General features: G+C 45.2%; 22 protein-coding genes. 2 read left to right on the top strand and 20 right to left on the bottom strand.

Annotation, left to right across the window (positions count from 1 at the left end; translation table 11 throughout):
- Window positions 1–227: 227 nt before the first annotated feature.
- Entirely contained in the window at window positions 228–875 is a 648-nt protein-coding gene (locus CEG13_RS04320; RefSeq protein WP_100010640.1) for an NfeD family protein, read from the bottom strand.
- A gap of 70 nt (window positions 876–945) precedes the next feature.
- Between CEG13_RS04320 and CEG13_RS04315 the strand changes: the two genes are divergently transcribed.
- A complete protein-coding gene (locus CEG13_RS04315; RefSeq protein WP_100010639.1) occupies window positions 946–1,281 on the top strand; it encodes a hypothetical protein in 336 nt (111 codons plus the stop codon).
- A 20-nt stretch (window positions 1,282–1,301) separates the two neighbouring features.
- Here CEG13_RS04315 and CEG13_RS04310 read toward each other — a convergent pair whose 3' ends face one another.
- The gene (locus CEG13_RS04310) at window positions 1,302–1,679 is read right to left on the bottom strand and encodes a hypothetical protein (protein WP_100010638.1); all 378 of its coding nucleotides are present in this window, start codon (window positions 1,677–1,679) and stop codon (window positions 1,302–1,304) included.
- 205 nt (window positions 1,680–1,884) lie between these two features.
- Here CEG13_RS04310 and CEG13_RS04305 point away from each other — a divergent pair, with 205 nt between their 5' ends.
- Window positions 1,885–2,172, top strand: a complete 288-nt coding sequence (locus CEG13_RS04305) for a DUF2624 domain-containing protein (protein WP_100010636.1) — start codon at window positions 1,885–1,887, stop codon at window positions 2,170–2,172.
- A gap of 56 nt (window positions 2,173–2,228) precedes the next feature.
- Here the strand turns inward: CEG13_RS04305 and CEG13_RS04300 are convergent, their stop codons facing one another.
- From CEG13_RS04300 to CEG13_RS04215, 18 genes are all read right to left on the bottom strand, one after another.
- Window positions 2,229–3,122, bottom strand: a complete 894-nt coding sequence (locus tag CEG13_RS04300) for a deoxyribonuclease IV (RefSeq protein WP_100010634.1) — start codon at window positions 3,120–3,122, stop codon at window positions 2,229–2,231.
- 15 nt (window positions 3,123–3,137) lie between these two features.
- Window positions 3,138–4,451, bottom strand: a complete 1,314-nt coding sequence (locus CEG13_RS04295) for a DEAD/DEAH box helicase (protein ID WP_100010633.1) — start codon at window positions 4,449–4,451, stop codon at window positions 3,138–3,140.
- Window positions 4,452–4,517: 66 nt separating this feature from the next.
- Window positions 4,518–5,627: a Nif3-like dinuclear metal center hexameric protein gene (locus CEG13_RS04290; protein ID WP_100010632.1), complete on the bottom strand. Its 1,110-nt coding sequence runs from the start codon at window positions 5,625–5,627 to the stop codon at window positions 4,518–4,520.
- Window positions 5,624–6,334 (bottom strand): tRNA (adenine(22)-N(1))-methyltransferase, encoded by a 711-nt coding sequence (locus CEG13_RS04285; protein ID WP_100011177.1) that lies wholly within the window; start codon window positions 6,332–6,334, stop codon window positions 5,624–5,626. The genes CEG13_RS04290 and CEG13_RS04285 overlap by 4 nt, the downstream gene beginning before the upstream one ends.
- Before the next feature lie 97 nt (window positions 6,335–6,431).
- Window positions 6,432–6,848: a cytochrome c550 gene (cccA, locus tag CEG13_RS04280; RefSeq protein ID WP_100010630.1), complete on the bottom strand. Its 417-nt coding sequence runs from the start codon at window positions 6,846–6,848 to the stop codon at window positions 6,432–6,434.
- An 82-nt stretch (window positions 6,849–6,930) separates the two neighbouring features.
- Window positions 6,931–7,494 carry a hypothetical protein gene (locus CEG13_RS04275; RefSeq protein WP_100010629.1) on the bottom strand — a complete coding sequence of 188 codons (564 nt, stop codon included), beginning with the start codon at window positions 7,492–7,494 and terminating at the stop codon, window positions 6,931–6,933.
- A gap of 73 nt (window positions 7,495–7,567) precedes the next feature.
- Entirely contained in the window at window positions 7,568–8,689 is a 1,122-nt protein-coding gene (rpoD, locus tag CEG13_RS04270) for an RNA polymerase sigma factor RpoD (protein WP_100010628.1), read from the bottom strand.
- Window positions 8,690–8,720: 31 nt separating this feature from the next.
- Complete coding sequence (gene dnaG, locus CEG13_RS04265) at window positions 8,721–10,535, bottom strand: DNA primase (protein ID WP_100010627.1); 1,815 nt, start codon at window positions 10,533–10,535, stop codon at window positions 8,721–8,723.
- 974 nt (window positions 10,536–11,509) lie between these two features.
- Window positions 11,510–12,313 (bottom strand): pyruvate, water dikinase regulatory protein, encoded by an 804-nt coding sequence (locus CEG13_RS04260; RefSeq protein ID WP_100010625.1) that lies wholly within the window; start codon window positions 12,311–12,313, stop codon window positions 11,510–11,512.
- 13 nt (window positions 12,314–12,326) lie between these two features.
- Window positions 12,327–12,956 carry a transcriptional regulator CcpN gene (gene ccpN / locus CEG13_RS04255; RefSeq protein WP_100010624.1) on the bottom strand — a complete coding sequence of 210 codons (630 nt, stop codon included), beginning with the start codon at window positions 12,954–12,956 and terminating at the stop codon, window positions 12,327–12,329.
- A 71-nt stretch (window positions 12,957–13,027) separates the two neighbouring features.
- Entirely contained in the window at window positions 13,028–15,109 is a 2,082-nt protein-coding gene (gene glyS, locus CEG13_RS04250) for a glycine--tRNA ligase subunit beta (protein ID WP_100010623.1), read from the bottom strand.
- Window positions 15,110–15,113: 4 nt separating this feature from the next.
- Window positions 15,114–15,992, bottom strand: a complete 879-nt coding sequence (gene glyQ / locus CEG13_RS04245) for a glycine--tRNA ligase subunit alpha (protein WP_100010621.1) — start codon at window positions 15,990–15,992, stop codon at window positions 15,114–15,116.
- Between the two features lie 293 nt (window positions 15,993–16,285).
- Window positions 16,286–17,029 carry a DNA repair protein RecO gene (recO, locus tag CEG13_RS04240; RefSeq protein ID WP_100010620.1) on the bottom strand — a complete coding sequence of 248 codons (744 nt, stop codon included), beginning with the start codon at window positions 17,027–17,029 and terminating at the stop codon, window positions 16,286–16,288.
- A 149-nt stretch (window positions 17,030–17,178) separates the two neighbouring features.
- Window positions 17,179–17,316 carry a YqzL family protein gene (locus CEG13_RS04235; RefSeq protein WP_100010619.1) on the bottom strand — a complete coding sequence of 46 codons (138 nt, stop codon included), beginning with the start codon at window positions 17,314–17,316 and terminating at the stop codon, window positions 17,179–17,181.
- A 417-nt stretch (window positions 17,317–17,733) separates the two neighbouring features.
- Window positions 17,734–18,636 carry a GTPase Era gene (era, locus tag CEG13_RS04230; RefSeq protein ID WP_100010617.1) on the bottom strand — a complete coding sequence of 301 codons (903 nt, stop codon included), beginning with the start codon at window positions 18,634–18,636 and terminating at the stop codon, window positions 17,734–17,736.
- A 256-nt stretch (window positions 18,637–18,892) separates the two neighbouring features.
- Window positions 18,893–19,255, bottom strand: coding sequence for a diacylglycerol kinase family protein (locus CEG13_RS04225; protein ID WP_239984573.1), 363 nt, complete (start codon window positions 19,253–19,255; stop codon window positions 18,893–18,895).
- Window positions 19,245–19,709: an rRNA maturation RNase YbeY gene (ybeY, locus tag CEG13_RS04220; RefSeq protein ID WP_100010616.1), complete on the bottom strand. Its 465-nt coding sequence runs from the start codon at window positions 19,707–19,709 to the stop codon at window positions 19,245–19,247. Before ybeY ends, CEG13_RS04225 begins: the two co-directional genes overlap by 11 nt.
- Window positions 19,709–21,808, bottom strand: a complete 2,100-nt coding sequence (locus CEG13_RS04215) for an HD family phosphohydrolase (RefSeq protein WP_100011175.1) — start codon at window positions 21,806–21,808, stop codon at window positions 19,709–19,711. The genes ybeY and CEG13_RS04215 overlap by 1 nt, the downstream gene beginning before the upstream one ends.
- Window positions 21,809–21,920 lie beyond the last annotated feature (112 nt).

Here is a 21,920-nt window from a genome sequence, read left to right as displayed (position 1 = left end):
CTTCATTCTGTCGAAAGTTGTCACATGCCTTCCCCATTATTAAATGAACGTGATTCTTTTGTAAAGGATTAAGCCATAAACTTTACATTAAATTTACATTGCCTGATTCGTCTCTGTTTATTTACTACCCGAAATCAAAGATTATTATGTATTAGTAAAACCGAGGCACCCACTACACCTTTTTGCAGGCAAAAAAATAACACGCAAAACCGAATGGTTTATACGTGTTATCCCCGTTGTGTTTTTTCCGTTATTTTCTCAACCAGTATTTTGGTTCCGTCCACCTGTACTATTTTCACAGGCGTGTCTTTTTCAATCCATTGGCCATTGGAAACGGCGCTGTAATCCTTGTTGTTCACGCGGATTGTCCCGGTTGGTCTTAGCGCGTTAAGTGTTATCGCTTCCTCATCAAGCAATTCCCTGTAGCTGTCATTCATCGAATTGTAGCCGGCCTCGGAGGATAATTGATCATTTAGGGCGATTTTTGTCCACATCTCCCTGCGTTTAAAAACCTTGGGGAATACCAAGGAACCCAATGCACCTAAGAGAACACCAAGCACCGCATACAGACCTGAGGTAAAATCAGGTGCGGCGAGCGCTACGGCCATCAGCATTACCGCCAAGCCGATTATTGCCAGTGTTCCATCATTAACGATCTTTCCATCAATGATAATCATTGCCAGCCCGATAGCAAATACTACAATCATAAGGATATACGAGCTTGTATCCGAGTAGGCGGTAAAATAAACGGTAATAAATCCCATACCCAAAAGACCAAAAAATCCTCGCATGTTGACTAAAATTTCCCCGATTAGAAATAATGTACCTAAGAAGGTAATGACAAATCCAATCCATGAAAGCGAAAATAAATCCATACCCATCTTCCCCCTTTTATCTCTTCTACGTATACATAAGAAAAATGTTTCATGTTCAGAGGTGATTCCTGTGCGGTTTTTAAAAAAAGTTATTTTATTTAGTTTCATTATACTATGTTTGATCGGGATTTATAAAGATTTACAATTAGGTTTTTCTCCGGGAAAAGAAAATACCAGTGCAACGGAACCAGTACTGACAAATATGGATTACCAAGTGTCCCATGTTCAGGCTCGAACCGGTGAAACGGTACTGTCGATTGTTGAGCGTATACATGCCAGTCCGCTGACGAGGATAAATCCCGCTCAGATCCTGGCTGATTTTCAAACGATGAACCCTTCCGCTGATCCTAATAAGCTGGAGACAGGCAGGTATTATTATTTCCCGTTATATAAAAACAGGGACTGAAAACTCAGCCCCTGTTCTGGTTATACAAACGGAATGATAAACAGTGAAATGATAATCGAAATCGCCCCACCGGCAATTGCTACATTTCCCAGCGTGTCAGCACCGCGACTTCTGGAAACAAAGCCTAAAATAACACCGGCGCCGCCGAGAATGATTGGCCACATAAAGTATGAAGCGATGGCGAGGATAATCCCAATCCATCCATACATGGTATTCACATCGGAGTCCGCACGAGCCGATTCTCCGCGGTTTTCACGGACCTGATCATCTGCCGTGAACTCTGTCGCAAATTCTTCATTTCGGGAGCTGTCCGGCTCGATGCCTACATAGTCCTGGTTTTTTTTGCCTTCTCCATGATTTGGCGCATGTTCCATCCCATGGTTTTTCTTCTCATCCATAGCCAAGCCCTCCTTTTCTTCTGGTTGAGGTGCGTTTATAGCTTATGGATTTTCCGGTTTTCTACTGATGTAACATTTTGGCATGTACCTGTGTCCTGTCAACTTTTTCACCAGAGCGCATAGAGTACATTATGGTCTGGAAAAATGAAGCTTGTGCTAAATTTTCACCAGAAGAAAAACGGCTTGAACGGCGAGGGGGATGAATATGTCTTTTTTTATGAAGGAACTTGCACGGAAAAAAATCCGCTCAATATCGGCAGATGAACTCCTAAAGTTTGCCAGGCAATACGAATTTCAAGTGAAACGGATGGAAGCGGAGCAAATCGTCCATTACTTAAGAAATACTTCTCAGGATCCATTTTTAGCTGCAGACCGGAAAAAAATCTTTAGCGAACTTGCTCAGATCACTGACCCGAAAACGGCGAGGCAGGCGGAAAAGTTATTTTACCAGCTGATTAAATCCTATGGGGTGGAACATTTATTTGAATATTAGGCACATGCCAAAAAAAGCGGACCTGACGATGTCGAGGCCGCTTTTTTATGCTGCACTTAAGCTTGAACAATTTTATCCTTTAACGTTTCATCGAATTCTCCATCTTTAATCATGGAAATTTCAAACCCGTATGGCGCCTTTTTATTTTTCTTATCTGGTCCGACAAACGGGGTTTCCAGTATTTTTGGCAGGCTTTCCAACTGAGGGTGATGAATCACGCCATGCAACGCCTTAAAACCAATATGGCCAAATCCAATATTTTCATGACGATCTTTACCGGCACCGCGTTCATTTTTGCTGTCATTGACATGGATGACTTTTAACCGTTCGATCCCGATGACCTTGTCAAATTCATTAAGTACGCCGTCAAAATCATTGACAATATCATAACCGGCATCATGGATGTGACACGTATCCATGCACACCGAAAGCTTTTCGTTATGTGTTACACCGTCCATAATTGCTGCCAGTTCCTCGAAGTTACGGCCGATTTCCGAACCCTTCCCAGCCATGGTCTCTAAAGCGATCTGTACCTGCTTGTCCTTTTCCAGCACTTCGTTTAACCCTTCGATGATCTTGCTGATTCCTTTTTCCGCACCTTCTCCCACATGCGAGCCGGGATGCAGGACAATTTGCCTGGCTCCAAGCGCGTCCGTTCGATCCATCTCATTCCGGAGAAAATCCACACCAAGCTCAAAGGTTTCCGGCTTTGTCGTATTTCCAATGTTAATGATGTAAGGGGCATGAACAACGATATCTTTTATTCCATGAGCTGACATATGTTCCTGTCCTTCATCAATATTTAATTCTTCAATCGGTTTTCTCCGTGTATTTTGCGGCGCCCCTGTATAAATCATAAACGTGTTGGCACCATATGAGGCTGCCAGTTCACTGGAACCCAGCAGCATTTTCTTTCCATTCATGGATACATGTGAGCCGATTTTCAGCATAACATCCACTCTCCCTTATTTTTTGCGATAACTTTTTTTGGACAGCTGCTTCTTAATGGAAGCCTGCTGTTTCTGCCGTTTCTTTTTGTAGCCGGGCTTTACCTTTTTCGCTTTCGGTACCCTCTTCCAGGCTTCCCTCTCGACATTTGTATCGGTTTTTTTGCGCAGACGCCGGGTATTCCACGGCTTGGCCTCTTTCCATTCACCATCTCTAACATCCGTATAAGTAAAGGACAGTCCCTTCTCCTCCAGCCTGCTGATCAGCTTGATATCCTCTTCCCTGTACAGACTGATTGCACTGCCTTCCATCCCCGCTCGGGCTGTTCTGCCGACACGATGAATATAAAAATCCTCTTCCTTGGGCAGCTGGGCATTAATCACATGGCTGACTCCTTTAATATCGATCCCTCTGGAAGCCAGGTCTGTAGCGACGATATACTGGTAACGGAGATTCTGAATGTCTTTCAGAACCCTTTTTCGCTCCCGCGGTGTCAGTCCGCCATGGATTAGCCCTGTTTCCAGCCCTTTTTCCTGGAGCGAGGCCGACAGTTCATTAGCCAGTTGTTTACCGTTCGTAAAAATAATGGCAATATACGGCTGAATAACTTTGGAAATTTCCAGAATGATTGCCGATTCCCCTCGATGTTTCGTATCGATCAGCAAGTGTTCCATCGTTTCCGGAGAAAAATCGTCCTCCACTTTGACATGCAGCGGATTTTCCAGATATTTGGACAGAAAATGCTGCAAACGTTCCGGGATGGTGGCAGAAAACGCCAACAGCTGAATATCCTGTCTCGAGCGGACAAGCAGCTGATCCACTTCCTGAATAAATCCCATGTCCAGCATTAAATCCGCTTCATCGACGACAAACGATGCTGTCGAAAAAATGGATAGCGCACCTTCTTTAACCATGTCCAGGATCCTGCCTGGCGTACCTGTCACAATATGCGGAGGCGTCTTTAATTTCTCCATCATCTTCTGTTTATCCGTTCCGCCAATCAAGAGTTTTGCCGACCATTCCTGTTCTTTGCCAGCATAACGGATAATGGTCTTTACTTCTTCGTGAATTTGTGTCGCCAATTCCCGGGTTGGAGCAGTGATTACCAGTTGCACCTCCTGCCTTGCCTCGTCTAACCTGCTGAGAAGCGGAAGCAGATAGGCATGGGTTTTTCCCGAGCCGGTACGGGATTGGCCAATCACACTGGTTCCTTTTAGTACTGCCGGGATAATCTGCTGTTGGATTTCTGTCGGCTTTTTGAATTTCAGCTGCTCAATGGCACTGCGTATTTCCGTGGTAAAAGCAAATTCTTCAAAATTTTGTTTTTCCATAATGGTTCCTCTCTTATCCGTCCTTATTTTAGAACCTGGTTTATCACCAAGGAATCAAACAGGCTGTTAAATAAATTGAAACGGTTCTGTATTGGTTTCGGACACGATAATTTCTGCTGCTTTTTGCGGAAGCCTGTCATCTAAATAGTTTTTCACCTGTTGTTTCATCACTTGCTCGATGTGATGACCAGGATCAATAATCGGCAAGCCTGCCTGCCAGGCATCCTGCGCCGGGTGGAAGGTCATATCTCCGGTAATGTAGACATCTGCACCTTTTTTCTTTGCAATCGAAGCATATTTTTCCCCGCTGCCGCCGAGTACAGCTATCTTCTGCACCTTTTTGTTTAAATCTCCGGTAACGCGGACGCGCGGCAAGGAAAAAGCTGTTTTCACCTGTGCACACAGCTGCTCTAGTGTTATTGCTTCTTTCAGCTTGCCGATTCTGCCGAGGCCAAACGTCTCACCGGGATTCTCCAAACGATAAACATCAAACGCCACCTCTTCATAAGGGTGCGCACTTTCAATCGCTTCCAGCACTGAATCCAGCTTTGCCTCCGGAACAATCGATTCCATTTTCACTTCATCAACAATCTCCAGCTTGTCCTGTTTTCCAATGTAGGGATTGGTGCCTTCCATTGGCTGGAATGTTCCCTGACCCGGAGACTGGAAGGTGCAATGGCTGTAATTGCCGATCTGCCCTGCACCGCCTTCATGAAATGCCTGTCTTAATTCTTCCTGATGCGTCCTTGGTACGTAGACCGCAATTTTATATAGCGTTTCCGATGCCGCATCAGCAAGCGGTCCTTCCGCAGAAATCCCAAGCTGCTCACACAGCATATCATTGACCCCTCCAGCAGCCGCATCCAGATTGGTGTGGGAGGCATATACCATGATATCATGCTGGATCAGCTTTTGAATGGTTCGCCCCTTTGGAGAATCAAGATTGATCTGTTTTATGGACTGAAACAGCAGTGGATGATGAGCGATAATCAAATCTGCCTGTTTTTCAACTGCCTCATCCACTACCGTTTCCAATACATCTAATGCAACCATTACTTTCTTGACTTTTTTGTTGGATGACCCGATTTGCAAACCAATATTATCCCAGTCATAAGCCAGGTTTTTTGGTGCCCAGCTTTCCATCAAGTGAAAAATGTCACGAGCTGTGGTTGTCATTTCTGTAAAACCTCCCTAATCCATTTCGCTTCCCTGGAAAACTCCTCCATTTTTTCCGCATTCGTCGTCTTTGCTTTTTTCATCTCCTGCATCACGAACTGAAGTTTCGAGTACTCTTCTTCCCATTTCCGGTAAAATGCATCCGGCCGCTTATTCAGCAATACCGGGCCGAACAACAGCTGCTGTTCCAGCTGGTTCTCTTCATACGGATCATTTTCTGTATGTCTATCTGCTGCAATAATTTCATAAATATGGCCGTGTTCTTCGATAATAACTTCATCCGTAACTGCGAATCCGTTTTTTTGCAGCCATCTTCTTGTATTTCTTGCATCTACATTGGGCTGCGCGATGATGCGCTTGACGTTCTCCAGTTTTTCTTTTCCTTCTTCCAGGATGTTTGCAATCAGCGACCCGCCCATTCCGGCGATAACAATTTGCTTTGCTTCACCCGGGGACAGGATCTCCATTCCATCACCGAGCCGGACATCAACCTTTTGTTCCATTCCGTATTGCTTGACAGTATCAGATGCCCGCTGCCACGGACCTTGTTTTACTTCACCGGCAATGGCCCTTGCTGTCTTATCACGAAGACAAACGTAACAGGGAAGATAGGCATGATCTGAACCTATGTCTGCAAAATAAGCGGATGTCGGCAGGTAATCTGCCACTGCCTGCAAACGTCTGGATAACCTTACTGTATTCGTCATGGCTTTCTCCACTTTCTCCGTATTCTTGGTAATTCCCACGAATGAAGAAAAGCTTTCTGTTTTAGCAGAAAGCTTCCCCATCCTCTATTTCAGTTTCTTATTGATAATTTTCTGCAAGCCATTGGCCTAAAGCTTCTGCTTCTTGCTGTGTGGCCATACCAGGAGGCATGCTTCCGGTACCGTTGACGGCAATATCTGCAATCTCTTCAGCTGAATATGTGCTTCCGACTGTTTGCAGAGAAGGACCCGCACCACCGGATAAATCAGCGCCGTGACAGCTGGCACAGTTGGATTCATAAATAGCTTCAGCGTCTGCGGTAGTCGCACCCTCACCGCCTCCGCCTTCTCCGCTGGACTCTTCTCCACCGCCTTGCTCTTCGGTTTGCTCACCGCCGCCTTCTCCTTCTTCCTGGATGGCTTCACGCTGATTAATGCCAACAAACGAAATGATAATTACGGTAAGAACCCCTATAACTGCAATAAGTGCATAAGGGATGACTGGGTTTCTTTTCATTGTCTTTTCCTCCTTATGTATACCCAAAGTAATCCTGTAATTGTTTCAAACTACATTTATTTTACTCGATAACGATGAGAGTTTAAAGCGATAAGTCCATAAAAAATGATAAATTACCATAAATAATGGTAAATACGATGCCTAACCCTGCCAGTATCCGCAAATATTTTACATTCTTTTTATAGCTGATTACCATCCATAACAGGAAATTTACAAGAATGATCGAAAGGGTCAACCAGACACTTGTACTGATGAGACTAGCGGCAAACACCGCAGTCAGCATGATAAGCAGCAGACACAGGGAAAGTGCCATATGCTGAAAAAAACCTGAACTTTCCTTTAGGTATACAGCCATCCACAGCGAATAAGCGGAAAAAAAGAGCAAAAGAGCCATTTGCAAAACAGCGGCAAATTCTGTAAAATAAATAACAACAAATGCAAACGGTACCATAAGGATCTGAAGGATAAGCGGAAATACATAAAGCAATATTCGCTTATTAGTATTTCCGGTTTTCGCTTCTTCATTCAGTTCTTCTCCCTGGGTATACAGGGCCAGCAGAAAATCACAATACATACGGGGAAGAAGGTTATGCTCCTTCCAGTAGTTTATCTCTTTGATGATGATTGCCTTCCGATCATCTGCCATACCCTTCCCTCCGCCCGCGGCAAGCACGGTCTGCGCAATATACGAAAGTCCAGCCGCGCTGATTGTTTAAATTTTAGTCAAGGAAATCTTTCAGCCGTTTGCTGCGGCTTGGATGTCTGAGCTTGCGAAGCGCTTTTGCCTCAATCTGGCGGATTCTTTCTCTGGTGACGCCGAATACTTTGCCGACCTCTTCCAGAGTTCGCGTCCTGCCGTCATCCAGCCCGAAACGCAGACGAAGCACATTTTCTTCTCTGTCTGTCAGCGTATCAAGTACGTCCTCCAGCTGTTCTTTTAAGAGTTCATATGCAGCGTGATCCGATGGGGAAACCGCTTCATAGTCCTCAATAAAATCACCCAGATGGGAATCGTCCTCTTCCCCGATTGGTGTTTCCAGGGATACAGGTTCCTGGGCAATCTTAAGAATATCGCGCACCTTATCAGGAGACAGTTCCATTTCCTGGCCAATCTCCTCGGGTGTGGGCTCCCGGCCCAGGTCTTGCAGCAGCTGCCGCTGAACGCGGATCAGTTTATTGATCGTCTCAACCATATGAACCGGAATACGGATGGTTCTCGCCTGGTCAGCGATAGCGCGGGTAATTGCCTGCCGAATCCACCAGGTGGCATAGGTGCTGAACTTAAAACCTTTTCGGTAATCGAATTTTTCTACAGCTTTAATCAAGCCCATATTTCCTTCTTGGATCAGGTCCAAGAACAACATTCCGCGACCCACATAGCGTTTGGCGATGCTGACAACGAGACGCAGGTTTGCCTCGGCGAGTCGTCTTTTCGCTTCTTCATCACTTTGTTCAATGCGGGTGGCCAGTTCAATCTCTTCAGCGGCAGATAATAAGTCCACACGTCCAATTTCTTTCAGATACATCCGAACAGGATCGTTGATTTTTATCCCTAATGGAACACTTAAATCATTTAAATTAAATTCCTCTTCTTTCGCGATCTGCTGCATACTCGGATCCTCTTCCGATTCACCGATGACTTCGACACCTTGTTCTCCCAGGTACTCATAAAACTCGTCCATCTGATCTGATTCAATGGCAAAATTGGACAAGCGGTCTGCCACTTCTTCATAAGCAAGAACGCCGCGTTTTTTCCCCATCTCTAAGAGTTGCTCTTTTGCCTGCTCAAGGGTTAGTTCCGTTTCGTTTTGCTTTGTTTGTGAAGATTTGTTGTCGGCCATGAGTGCCCCTCCTTCCAGACTGCTTTGTATTTCAATTAATATTTTTGAGCTGTTTTTGCAGTTCAATGATTTGCATCGCGATCTGCGCGGCCTTGACGGGATCCTGCTGCTGCTCAGCCAGGCGCTGCTGCTCTTTGAGTTCCCGGACGCTTCCCGAGGCACTAGCCTGTGTGCGGATAATCCGAATATAATCATTGACTTCCTTATCACTGATCCCCTCAAAAAGCGGAGTCATTGCCATTTCAGCAACCAGCTCCCTTAGATGCGGATCACTTAAGTTTTCTATAAATAAACTTACATCAGCAGAATTTCCCTCTTCATAATGGGCATAGAGACGGGTTGCGATAATCTGGTGTTCATCCATATTGAACCCAGCTCCTAATTCTTCCCGTACCTTGTCACTGATATAGGGATCCTGCAGCATATAAGAAATAAGTTTTTTTTCGGCATTTTGAAAAGCCGGAAGCAGTTTGTTTGTTTTCGGCTTTCCTGCATACTCCCTAGTATATCTGTTCCTGTCGCTCTTATGCTGGTGAAATCCGGACTTTCGGCGGCGGGATGAGATTTCCTCTGTCAGTGTTTCCATGGTAATATTATATTGATTACTCAACTCTTTTAGATAATATTCCCTTTCCACCGGGCTCTCAATCATTGCCAGCTGATCAAGCACAGCCTCAATATACTTAATCCTCTCGCCTTCCAGACTTAAATTGTAGTCTTTCTTCAAGTGGCGGATATAAAAACCTATGAAAGCATCACTCGCTTGAATGACCTGGGTTTGAAAAGCTTCTGCCCCATAGGCTTGAATGAAATTATCCGGATCCATATCATCTTCGAGGACAGCCACTCTCACTTCGCTGCCGGTTCGCCGCAGCAGCTCTGCCGCTTTGACCGTTGCTTCTGTACCGGCACTGTCGCCGTCGTAACAAATAATCACGCGGTCGGCATAGCGCCGGAGCAGTTTTGCCTGCATTTCTGTTAAGGCCGTTCCCATTGTCGCCACGCCATTTTTTACACCTGCCTGGTAGGAGGCTATCACATCCATATACCCTTCAAATAACACTACTTCACTTCGCTTGCGAATATGCTTCTTGGCCAGGTCAAAATTATAAAGCAGCTTGCCTTTTTGGAACAATTCACTTTCCGAACTGTTTAAATACTTTGGTTCCTGCCCTGCAATCGCCCGTCCGCCAAACCCGATCGTTTTGCCCAGGTGGTTACGAATAGGGAAAATTACCCTGCCACGAAAGCGGTCACTTACACTATTATCATCCTGAAGGGAAAGTAAACCTGCTTTAATGAGCAATTGCTGATGGAAGCCCTTTTTATCAAGGAATTCCTTCGTAAAGTCCTTGGCATTCGGCGCAAAACCCAATTGAAAGGCCTCAATCGTTTCCTCATCCAATCCTCTGTCGCGGAAATACTGATAACCTTCTTTTCCATCCTTGGTATGACGCAACAGGTGATGATAAAATTTGGTGAGCCATTCATAGGCGGACAAAAGACGCTGATTTTCCTGCGTGAGTGAATTCTGCGGGCTGCTTGCGGATTCGGGAAGGTCCGTACCGCTTTTATCCGCAAGAAATTTCAATGCTTCATAGAAAGAAAAGCCTTCTATTTCCATCATAAAAGTAATTACATTGCCGCCTTTTTGGCAGCCGAAGCAGTGAAAAATCTGCTTTTCCTGGGTTACGGAGAAAGATGGCGTGTTCTCTCCGTGAAATGGACAAAGACCAAAAAAATTCCTTCCCTGTTTTTTTAACTGGACATATTCGCCGATGACATCGACGATATCGTTTGCTTTCCGGACTTCTTCGATTACTTCTTCCGGCAGCTGATTGGCCATGGACATCACCCTGCTATAATATTATTCGAGATGACCTGAAGAAAATCCTTCAAGATTCGACAATTTTTTTCATAATGTCGAAAAAAATTTCCTTCCTGTATCAATGACACTCTTCGAAGGATAATTCTATTCGCTGCATGTGCAATATTCTTTTCTATTCTGTCTCGCCATCCTGCTGTGTATACTTCTGCACGATAAGGGTTATCCTATAATCTAACGCCCTTATTAATACCATTTCTACATAGCCTGAGCAAAATCCTTCCTGAATCGGAATGTTTTATTTTTCAGAATATGTATACAGGTTCACAAGCAGATGAGCAAATTACATATATCTTTGCACAAAAATTTATTATAATACAGTTTTGATGAAAATGCTATTAAAAAACTCAGATCGTGTGTGGATTTATTTCTTTTTTCTATTCGTTCATTATATAAGGCTGTTTGTTTATAAACTGTGACATTACTCCTGCCGCTACGGAAATACATTCCGCTTTCCTCCCGCAGGAGTCTCCATGTATTTCCTCCGCTAGCGGTGTTGTTTTTTTAAAATCAATCACACGAGCCTACATTGTAGATTGAAGCAAAGGGCAACAGCCTCCTGTGGGAAAAGCATTAGCTTAAATCTGAGAAGCGGCGGTTTTTACGATGAGGCTAAAACCATCCCGTAAAGTGCTCGACTGCCCACAGTGGAAATCAATCATCAAAAGTGGATGTTGTTCGTTTAAATTTAGCTAGCAGTAAAGTAACAAAGCACATTACTAGCGGAGGAAGTACCCCGAGACTCCTGCGGGATGAAAAGCATAGGCGAGACCCCTCAAGCGGAGACAGCGCGAGGAGGCTCGGCAGCTTCCCGCGGAAAGCGAGGGGTATTTCCGCAGCGATGGGTTGCGCCGCATTTTCCATCAACTGCAACAACTATACATAAAACATCCCCTGTTCTCAGCAGGATGTTAGCTGAAACATAGCTTGCCAAATCAGCGTTTTAACATCTGTGAAATAATGTTGGCTGTTTCTTCTACGGCTTTATTGGATACATCGATGATCGGGCAGCCGATTTTTTCGACCACTTTGTTAAAATAATCCAGTTCCTGCTCAATGCGCTGCATATTTGCATAGGTTGCCTGATCTCCGAGTCCGAGGGCTTTCAGTCGCTCCCGGCGGATTTCATTTAATTTTTCGGAATTGATATGCAGGCCGATGCATTTATCAGGACTCACCTCAAACAGCTCTTCCGGTGGATCAACCTCTGGCACGATCGGCACATTGGCCACTTTAATCCGTTTATGAGCCAAGTATTGCGACAGCGGGGTTTTCGATGTGCGGGAAACACCGATCAGTACAATATCCGCTCTGGCGATTCCGCGCGAATCACGCCCATCATCATATTTTACCGCGAATTCAATCGCCTCCACCCGCTTAAAATAATCTTCGTCCAGTTTGTGAACCAGTCCTGGCTCAAGACGCGGCGGGTGTTCGATTACACGCTCCATGGAGGCAAGGACCGGACCCATAATGTCGATTGCCTCAATACCATGCCGCTCTGCCTGCTCATTGGTGTAGCTGCGCAGTTCCGGATCAACCAGGGTGAATCCAATCATCCCATTATGCTCTTTTGCCAGCTGGATCGACTCATCAATGGTTTCTCTATCCTCTACATAAGGAATGCGGCTAATTTTGAATTCCCCGTGATTAAACTGGCTCAAACCCGCCTTGATCACCAACTCTGCTGTCTCTCCCACCGAATCGGAAAGCACATAAACCATGGGCTTTTCTCCCATCTGTATCCCCTCCCTAAATATGATCATTCATAATTAACTCAACAAACACTTTCGTAATCGTTGTTTTTGTCACCCTGCCGATCACTTCCAGGCCCGCCGCCGTATCCTTCACCACGGGAATACCATCTATCTGCTTATTGATCAGCTTATTCGCCACATCAATTAGCAGATCTTCTCTGCGGCAGACCGTGATATTCGGCATACGGGTCATAATAATATGCACAGGGACCTCATTTAAATCCTGTTTGCCGATGCTTGCCCGCAGCAAATCTTTTCGGGACACCACACCGGTAAGACAGGAATGTTCATCTACTACAAAAATGGTCCCGACATCTTCCAAAAACATCGTGGTTATCGCATCATAGACGGAAGTGTTTTCCCGGACGACAACCGGGACATGCTGGTATTCATGAACTTTGTATTTTTTGATCGTTTCAGTCAGCAGTTCGGAGCCGGACTTGCCGGTATAAAAGTAACCGACACGCGGCCTCGCATCCAAAAAGCCTGCCATGGTCAGGATTGCCAGATCCGGCCTTAGAGTGGCCCTGGTTAGCTTTAAGCGGTCCGCAATTTTTTCACCGGTAATCGGACCCGCCTCTTTGACAATCTCGATAATTTGTTCCTGCCTATTTGATAATTCCACCTTTTCACCACCCTACGAACAAGATGCCAGCCGCGTATTTATTCTTCTACAATGAGCAGCCTGACCTTTTCTTAAAAATGCTGTTTCCACTCGATGACTGCCAAATCCGCATAATTTTTCACCAGGTTGGCTATTTTCTGCAAGAGTCCCAGCCGGTTATTACGAATCTCGTCCTCTTCCACCATCACCATCGTGTGATCGAAAAAGGCATGAATCGGTTCGGCAAGCTGTCCCAGAATCAGCAGCTTCTCCTCGGCATGTTTATCTGCTTTTTGATTGTATTCCGCCAAAGTCTTTTGGTATGCCGCATAAAGCTCTCTTTCCGAATCGGTCGCAAGCAGTGCGGGCTCCACTTCGCTATCATCTGCTTTTTCCGCAAGATTCAATACTCTTACCAGCGCTTCCTGGATATATTTAAAGCTTTCATCATTTCGTTTTTCTGACAGTACCTGCGCTTTTTCAAATGTATGGGCAAAAATGCCGATCCCATTTGCCAGCACAGCCTGAATGACATCCTGACCGATTGCAGCTTCTCTTAATAAGTAGGAAGCGCGCAATCGGAAAAACGCATCAAGCTCTTTTGTGAGGTCTGCTCCCTCCGTCCATTCTATATCAAGCGTTTGGTAAAGGTTCTGCGTAATGATGAGCAGCTGTTCCAGTGACACGTCCCAGTTATTTTCTTTCAGCATGCGCAAAATCCCGGTGGCCTGGCGTCTTAGTCCATAAGGATCCTGCGACCCGGTGGGCACAAGGCCGACCGCAATACAGCCGACAATCGTATCCAATTTATCGGCAATACTGACAACAGTCCCTGCTGTTGTCTCCGGCAGTTCGCCGCCAGCCTGTTTTGGCAAATATTGCTCGGATATCGCCTTGGCAGCTGCCGGCTTTTCCCCAAAGAACAGCGCATATTTTTCGCCGATAGTGCCCTGCAGACCAGTAAATTCATTTACCATATTTGTCGTTAAATCAAATTTCCCGATCTGCGCCGCTCTTTTTGCTGCTTCTTTTGTTTCCCCATTCAGTTCAAGCAGTTCACTCAGCTGTTCCGTAATATGGACGACTCTCTTGACTTTATCGCCATACGTCCCCAGTTTCTCCTGAAAAACAACGCGCTCCAGCTTATCCAGAAAATGATCAGGCGAAAGTTTTAGATCCTCTTCATAGAAAAACCGGGCATCGGATAAGCGGGCATGCAGCACTTTTTCATTTCCTCGAATCACCGTGGCAAGTTCCCGGTCATCCCCGTTTCGGACACCGACGAAGTAGGGCAGCAATTCACCAATCGCCGACTTTACTGGAAAATAACGCTGATGTTCTTTCATGGATGTGATCAGTACCTCGGCAGGCAGATCCAGATAGTCTTTGGAAAAACTGCCGGCAAAAACGGTCGGATATTCCACCAGATTGCGCACTTCATCCAGCAATTCCTCATCTTCGGGGATATGGAAGTTTTCCTTTTCCTCCAGTTCCCTGATGCCTTCTACAATCATTTGCTCGCGCTTTTTGGGGTTGGCTATGACGAACTGATCAAGGAGTTTCTTCTCATAATCGCTCGGCTCCTCCAGTGTTACAATTTCACCGAGAAAACGATGTCCTTCCGTTGTATTTCCGGCAGACACTCCGGCCAATTCAAATGGAATAATTTCATTTCCGTATAAAGCAGCAAGCCAGCGAATCGGCCGTCCGTAGCGCATTGAATTGCTTCCCCAGCGCATGTTTTTCCCGAACTGGACCTGAGTAATAATTTCCTTAAAACCAGGAAGCAAATCTTGTGTCTGTTTTCCTTCAATATATTTTTTAACAAAAATATACGATGTGCCTTTGATTTCTTTAGTATATATATCGTCCACAGTTTTCCCCTGGCCCTTGGTAAAACCGATTGCCGCTTTGGACCAGTTGCCTTCATCATCCTTGGCTATTTTTTCTGCAGGACCCTTCATTTCTTCTTCCAAAGAAACTTGTGCTTCTGCGGCGTTTTTTACCAGCACTGCCAGCCTTCTCGGAGTAGAAAAAGAAACAATGGAGTCATAGGATATCCTCTTGCCTTCCAGCCATTCTGCGGTTTTTGTTTCCAGCTGCTTCTGGGCAGAATCGACAAACCTGGCAGGCAGCTCTTCCAGTCCGATTTCCAATAAAATATCCTTATGCATTTTTTTATTCTTCCTCCTTTTTCAGCATTGGGAAACCAAGACGTTCCCGTTCTGTTACATAGGCTTTGGCAATACTCCGCGCCAGATTGCGGACTCGTGCGATATAACCGGTTCGCTCGGTTACGGAAATGACTCCTTTTGCATCGAGCAGATTAAAGGTATGGGAGCATTTCAGCACATAATCATAGGACGGGAACACCAGCCCTTTCTCCATCGTCGCCTTTGCTTCCTGTTCATACATAGCAAACAGCTGAAACAGCATGTCTGTATTTGATTCCTTAAAAGTATAAGTCGAATGTTCATATTCCGGCTGGTAAAAGATATCTCCGACCGAAACACCCTCTGTCCATTCCAAGTCAAACACATTTTCTTTGTCCTGAATATAGGAAGCCAGCCGCTCAATTCCGTAGGTCAGTTCCACAGATACCGGGTTTGCTTCCAGACCGCCGACTTGCTGAAAATAGGTGAATTGGGTAATTTCCATGCCATCGAGCCATACTTCCCAGCCCAGCCCGGCAGCCCCCAATGTCGGATTTTCCCAATTATCCTCTACAAAACGGATATCATGCTTCAGCGGATCAATCCCCAGCTTCTCTAACGATTGCAAGTATAATTCCTGAATATTGTCCGGTGATGGTTTCATAATCACTTGAAACTGGTGATGCTGATATAGCCGGTTCGGGTTCTGTCCGTAGCGTCCATCTGCCGGTCTTCGTGATGGTTCCACATATGCCACATTCCATGGTTCCGGTCCAAGACTGCGCAGTAAGGTTATCGGTGACATCGTGCCCGCACCCTTTTCCACATCATATGCCTGCATCAAAATACAATTTTGTTCTGACCAGTGTGTTTGCAGTGTTAAAATCATTTGCTGAATATTCATCTGTCTTCCGCCCTCCAAATAACTGTTAAATGATAAAACCCGTCCCTATGCCTACTTTACCAATAGACATAGGGACGGGTTCTAGCCGCGGTTCCACCCTATTTGCTCATATATTGAGCCGCTTATATCACCATCGCTCCAGAGTGCCATTCCCTGCTGTTCTGCTGCCCGGCTTCCACTCTCCCGGACTCGCTTTAACCAGATTGCAGCACGTACTCTTCTCTTTCACAGCGAAAATTGAGTCATGTTCTATACAAATCATACTTCATTCTCTTCATAAATGTCAAACCAAGTTACCGCAAGCGGTCGAGCTGGCTTAAAAATTTCCGTGATTTTAAATAATACCCTCCATACTGATCATAATAGGCATCCAGCAGCCGTCTTAGAAGCTCTTTGTTCTTCGGCTTTACCGAAATCGAACCTATCCGCTCTAGTTCCACTTTTGAGAAGAGATGGAGCAGGCCTGCCATTTTGTCAGGAAGCGAAACGGCATGCTCATCAAGCTGCCGGCATCTGTCGCAAAGCAGCCCGCCCTCTGCAATCGAAAAGGCAAAAGGTCCTTCCCGGCGCGAGCAATTGGCACATCCTTCTACCTTGGGGGCAAATCCGCCTTTTTGAAACAGTTTTAATTCCAGCATCATCACCGGTATTTCAGCATCTTCATGGGTGGCAATCCATTCGAGTGTCTGCTTAAGTTCTTTAAAAATATACGCATCCGGCGATTTCTCTTCCATCAGTTTGTCCGTCAATTCACTTATGTACGCAGCATAGGCTGTTTTCACAATATCCTCCCGAATCGAACGGAACGAATCAACGATGTCCCCTTGCTGAATCGATCCGAGGCCGCGGCCTGCATAAACCAGAAATTCACCATATATAAATGGCTGCGTTACAGCAGCCATTCTGCTTTTTGGCTTTTTAGCTCCCTTGGCTATGGCAGAAAATTTCCCTAATTTCCCGCTGAACGCCGTAACGATTTTATGGGTTTCCCCGTAATCGCTTGTTCTCAAAACGATGCCGTCCATCTTTTCCAGCACATCGCTCCCTCCCCTTTTTTCTCATACAATACTGGCAAACACCCGCATGATGCCTCCTACTTGAGAAAAGCTGGGCTTGTCCATTATTCTCTGCAGTTTTTTCATTCCACCATTTCGTTTGTAAAGCAAGGCAAGTACGTTTCCTTTGTTTAATCTGCTGGGGTTATTTCTTCCTTATCTCTAACTTGACTTTCATCGGCCGGCTGATCATCTTCCAACTCTTTCATTAGCAAATAGGTTTCAATGCTTCCTGTCTGACTGAATACTTTCCAGGTTAAATCAATCACAAGAAACCCCACCTTTCTTTAAACATGTTTGAAAATCTGTTGCACTCCTTAGAATTTCCACAGGTCGAGAAACAATTAGTATTAAAATTTACCATGTTTAGAAGGTCGTCCATGAACAGACTGCCTAATCAATGTGTTCAAAAAGGGAACCGAGAAGTTCGAGGCGGCGCAGTTTCGAGCAGCGGAATGTATGCACTTAGGTATATGAGCAGACGCTCTTGCACGCAGGAAAAGTGGTTTTCTTTTCCAAGGAGCGAATAAACAAGCCAACGAGCTTCTCGTGTGTGTAGTGATTTCTGCGTTGCCCACAGGACGTGGGCGGGTTTAGCAATCTTTTATTTGTGCCGAGTAACCGCAGGCACTGAAGTTCCCCTACCGATATGTCATTGTTACCGGTCTTTTTAAACATCCTTTACTCTAATAATCATCCTGGCGATAGCCATATTCCTGCAGCTGGCTCTCTTTATTTCTCCAGTCTTTTTTCACTTTCACCCAAAGCTCAAGATACACTTTACTACCAAGCAGCGCCTCAATATCCTGCCGGGCTTTTTTACCGATTGATTTAAGCATGCTTCCCTGTTTGCCGATGAGAATGCCTTTTTGTGTGTTTCTTTCCGTTATAATCATTGCCTGGATTAATAATTTGCCGGAATCCCGCTGTTCGATATTTTCCAGCACGACCGTTATCGAATGCGGCACTTCCTCTTTTGTCAGGTGCAGCACTTTCTCCCTGATCAGTTCTGTAATGACGAAACGTTCCGGATGGTCAGTAATCTGCTCCTCGGGATAATATTGCGGACCCTCCGGTATATGGGATTTTAACACTTGTAATAGATGGGTGACATTATTTCCCTCAAGTGCGGAAATCGGGATTATCTCCTCAAAGTCATGTTTCTTCCGGTACTGCTCAATTAATGGAAATAAATCATCCGGATGAACCAGATCGATCTTATTGATGACGAGAAAGACCGGGCGGTTCACCTTCTGCAGCAGATCCAGTATATACTGATCTCCCCTGCCATACCCTTCTTTTGCGTTGATCATGAACAAAATGGCATCGACTTCATTTAATGTATTTTCAGCAGAGCGGACCATAAAGTCTCCCAACCGGTGTTTCGGTTTATGGATACCCGGTGTATCAATAAAAACGAGCTGTGCATCTTCTTCTGTGAGCACGCCTTGAATCTTGTTTCTGGTGGTTTGCGGTTTGTCGCTCATAATCGCGATTTTTTGCCCAATCACCTGATTCATAAACGTGGATTTGCCTACATTCGGTCTGCCAATAATTGCAATAAAACCTGATTTGAATTTCTTTTCCATGCTGTATCCTCCGGGTGTTATGTGTGTGTTTCTCTTATCATACTACAAATATCTTTCACTTTCATGTATTCGACAAAACCTTTAAAAAGTTTCCTTCCTTTTTTTAGAAAACTTGGCTTTCGACAAGTTTTAATGACGAAAGCTTTAGTTGCTCGTATGCAGATAGAAAGTATTTATACCTTCTGACCTGCCAAAATAGTACATGTACATGCACCTCTTTTCGCGGTTAGAAAAAAAGCTCCTTTATTCAGAGCTTTTATCCCAGTATATGCAGTTTTGGCAGGAACACAATAATACCAATCAATGCTGCTGTGATGGCGGTGATCAGCACCGAACCGGCCGCGACGTCTTTAATTGTTCCGGCAAGCGGATGAAGTTCAGGCTTCAGATAATCGATTAGCTTCTCCACTGCGCTGTTTAATAATTCCGCAGCCAAGACCATACCAATAGCCAAGAGAATAACAGCCCATTCTATTGTATTTAAAGAAAAGACAAAGCCGGCTAGCACCACCGCAAAGGCAGCGGCAAGGTGGATGCGAAAATTTCTTTCATGTTTAGCTGCCTGGACAATCCCTTTCCAGGCATAGGAAAAACCAATCCCTTTTTTCTTATCGTTCAAGGCCAAACGCATCCAGAAGGTCATCCTGTTTTGTAAACATGGCTTTTTCCTCTTCTTCATTACGGTGGTCATATCCCAATAAATGAAGCAGTCCATGGACGACCAGAAAACCGTATTCCCGCTCCAGAGAATGACCATAAGCATCTGCCTGCTCTTTGGCCTTATCCACGGAAATAACGATATCTCCCAGTGCCAGCGGACCGTCATCGCCAAGGATTTCCATTTCACCCTCGACAGCTTCCTGAAGGGCAAAGGAAATCACATCTGTCGGTTTATCCTGCTGCCGGTAATTACGATTCAGCTCTTGTATCTCCCGGTTATCCACAAAGTTGATCGAGATCTCAGCCTCTTTTGGTACCCCTTCTCTATCTGCGGAAAAATTTAAAAGACGCTGCAGAAGATCCACATAGTCACTCGGGACAGAGTTGGTCTGATCATGAAAGTCTATATACATTATTTTGCCTCCTTCATTGGGTACTGAATTCTGGAATGGAAGATTCCCTTAAGTGTTCCACAAATGGTTCGCTGCATAACATCCAAATCCTTAAGTGTAAGCGGCGTCTCATCCAGTTGGCCATCTGTCAACCTGTCTTTGATGATCGAGGAAACAATCTCCTCTATCTTTGCTTCTGTCGGCTCTTTTAACGAGCGAACCGCAGCCTCGACAGAATCACAGATGCAGATGACGCCTGCCTCCTTCGTCTGCGGCCTGGGCCCCGGATAGCGGTAGTGTGATTCAAACGCACGCTTGTTGCTTTCTTTTTCTTTGTAATAAAAGAATTTTAATAATGTCGTGCCATGATGCTGTCTGGCGATGTCAATAATTTCCACGGGAAGCTTATTTGCCTTTAGCATCTTGGCCCCATCTGTTGTGTGGCTGATGATAATTTTTGCACTTTCCCTTGCTGGCATTCGGTCATGCGGGTTTTTTATCGCCAGCTGATTTTCAATGAAATAATGGGGTCTTACGGTTTTTCCCAGGTCATGATAATAGGCGCCGACCCTGGCCAGGAGACCATTGGCCCCGATTGCTTCACAGGCTGTCTCGCTCAAATTGGCAACCATTACCGAGTGGTGATACGTACCCGGCGCTTCGGTCAGCAGCTTTTTCAGAAGCGGCTGATTCGGGCTGGAAAGCTGCAGCAATTTGCTGTCAGATAAAATTCCAAGGCCCGTCTCAAAAAATGGCAGGAGTCCAATTGTAAATACTACGGACAGGAATGCCGATACAATTCCAAAACCGGCATATATAAACAGATCCATTAAGTCATATTGTTCAAAGGAAAGAAATAAAAATAATAGTACAGTCAGCACATTTACTGTCATGATCCCAAACCCGGCCTTTACGAGTGCCAGCCTGTCCTTCATGTTCACCAGAAAGAATACAGCTGCCAGCTGGGTAAACAGAAAATAGATACCTGCCTCAAAATTCAAGAGGGCGGGGATCTGCTGATTAAAAATGATGCTCGCAATCAGGGCATAAACGATACTGAAAATAATGGCCGTACGTTCCTGTATAAGTTGTTTGATCAAGAGGGCTCCCATGGCTGCCGGAACCATAAAAATGAGCTGGCTTCCTTCTGGGGCATATAGACTGACAACTTTCATCAGGGAGACGACAAGAAAGCTGATCGTAACTAAGGCAACAGCTTTTCCCCGGTCAAGCTCATTCAGTTTTTGGAGTCGGCCTAATTCATGCCCAATTACCCCGCTCAAAAGGAGAATAAACAGCAATAGACCGATAATCGGATAAAGATTGCGTTCACTGTCTAAGAGACCGGTGAGCTCCAGGTCTTCGTAAATTTCGTTGGTAATTGTCTGCCCTTCACGGACAATCACTTCGCCTGCCTGAACCACGACAGGATCAACATTGCTTGCTGCTGTCCGTCTTGCTTCCATGGTTGCTTCCATGTCAAAGAAGGAGTTTTCTGCAACGGCAAATTCACTGAGCTCGAGCAGTCCTTCTTTTGTATCCATCTCTAAATTGGAATATTTCACGGCATCCTTGACATTCGTGATGGACGTCTCCAGATTTTCCCGGCGCACGCCATTTTCCAATGATTCTTTTAAGGCGGAAGTAAACAGCATTTTTCCTGCTTCCCGTTCATTCTTACTAGCATTGATCAGGTTTGTCAGGACACTGCTGCTGACTGCTTCGGCAATATCTGTTGAGAGTATTTGGCGAAGCGCTTGCACTTTTTCCGTATCGGCAACCGGTACGGCAGCATCTTCCTGATCCGCTTGACTTACATTTAGCTGCTCTTCCTCCAGCGTGTCGATCGCGTCAAAAATTTCATTTACATAGGCTATTTGATCTTCGGTAACTTCCTCTGAGGTGGTGTAACGATCTGCCACAGCCTGAACCGTTTCTCTCACTTTTCGTTCGGTCTCCTGCTCTTTTTCCACTGTTACAGGTGAACGAATCGTTTCATCCGCCGTACTGAACCGCTCAAGGTCATATGTCTCTGTTTGGATATTATTCAAGGTGACGAAAAAGAAAAAGACGGCAGTTAAACCGGCGCCGATTCCGACCGGCAGCCAGCGCTGCATCATGAGTTTGATTGTTTTTCCATTGATCTGCAATTTCTTTTTCACGTAAACCACCTCCTCGGGAAAGCTAGCCTTGAAAATACAGAAATAAGACCCGCTAATGGAGCCTTATCCT

Source organism: Lentibacillus sediminis (assembly GCF_002763455.1).
GTDB classification, from domain to species: Bacteria; Bacillota; Bacilli; order Bacillales; family Amphibacillaceae; genus Lentibacillus_D; species Lentibacillus_D sediminis_A.
Note: the sequence above shows the minus strand (reverse complement) of the source record. Positions and strands in the feature narration are given on the sequence as shown.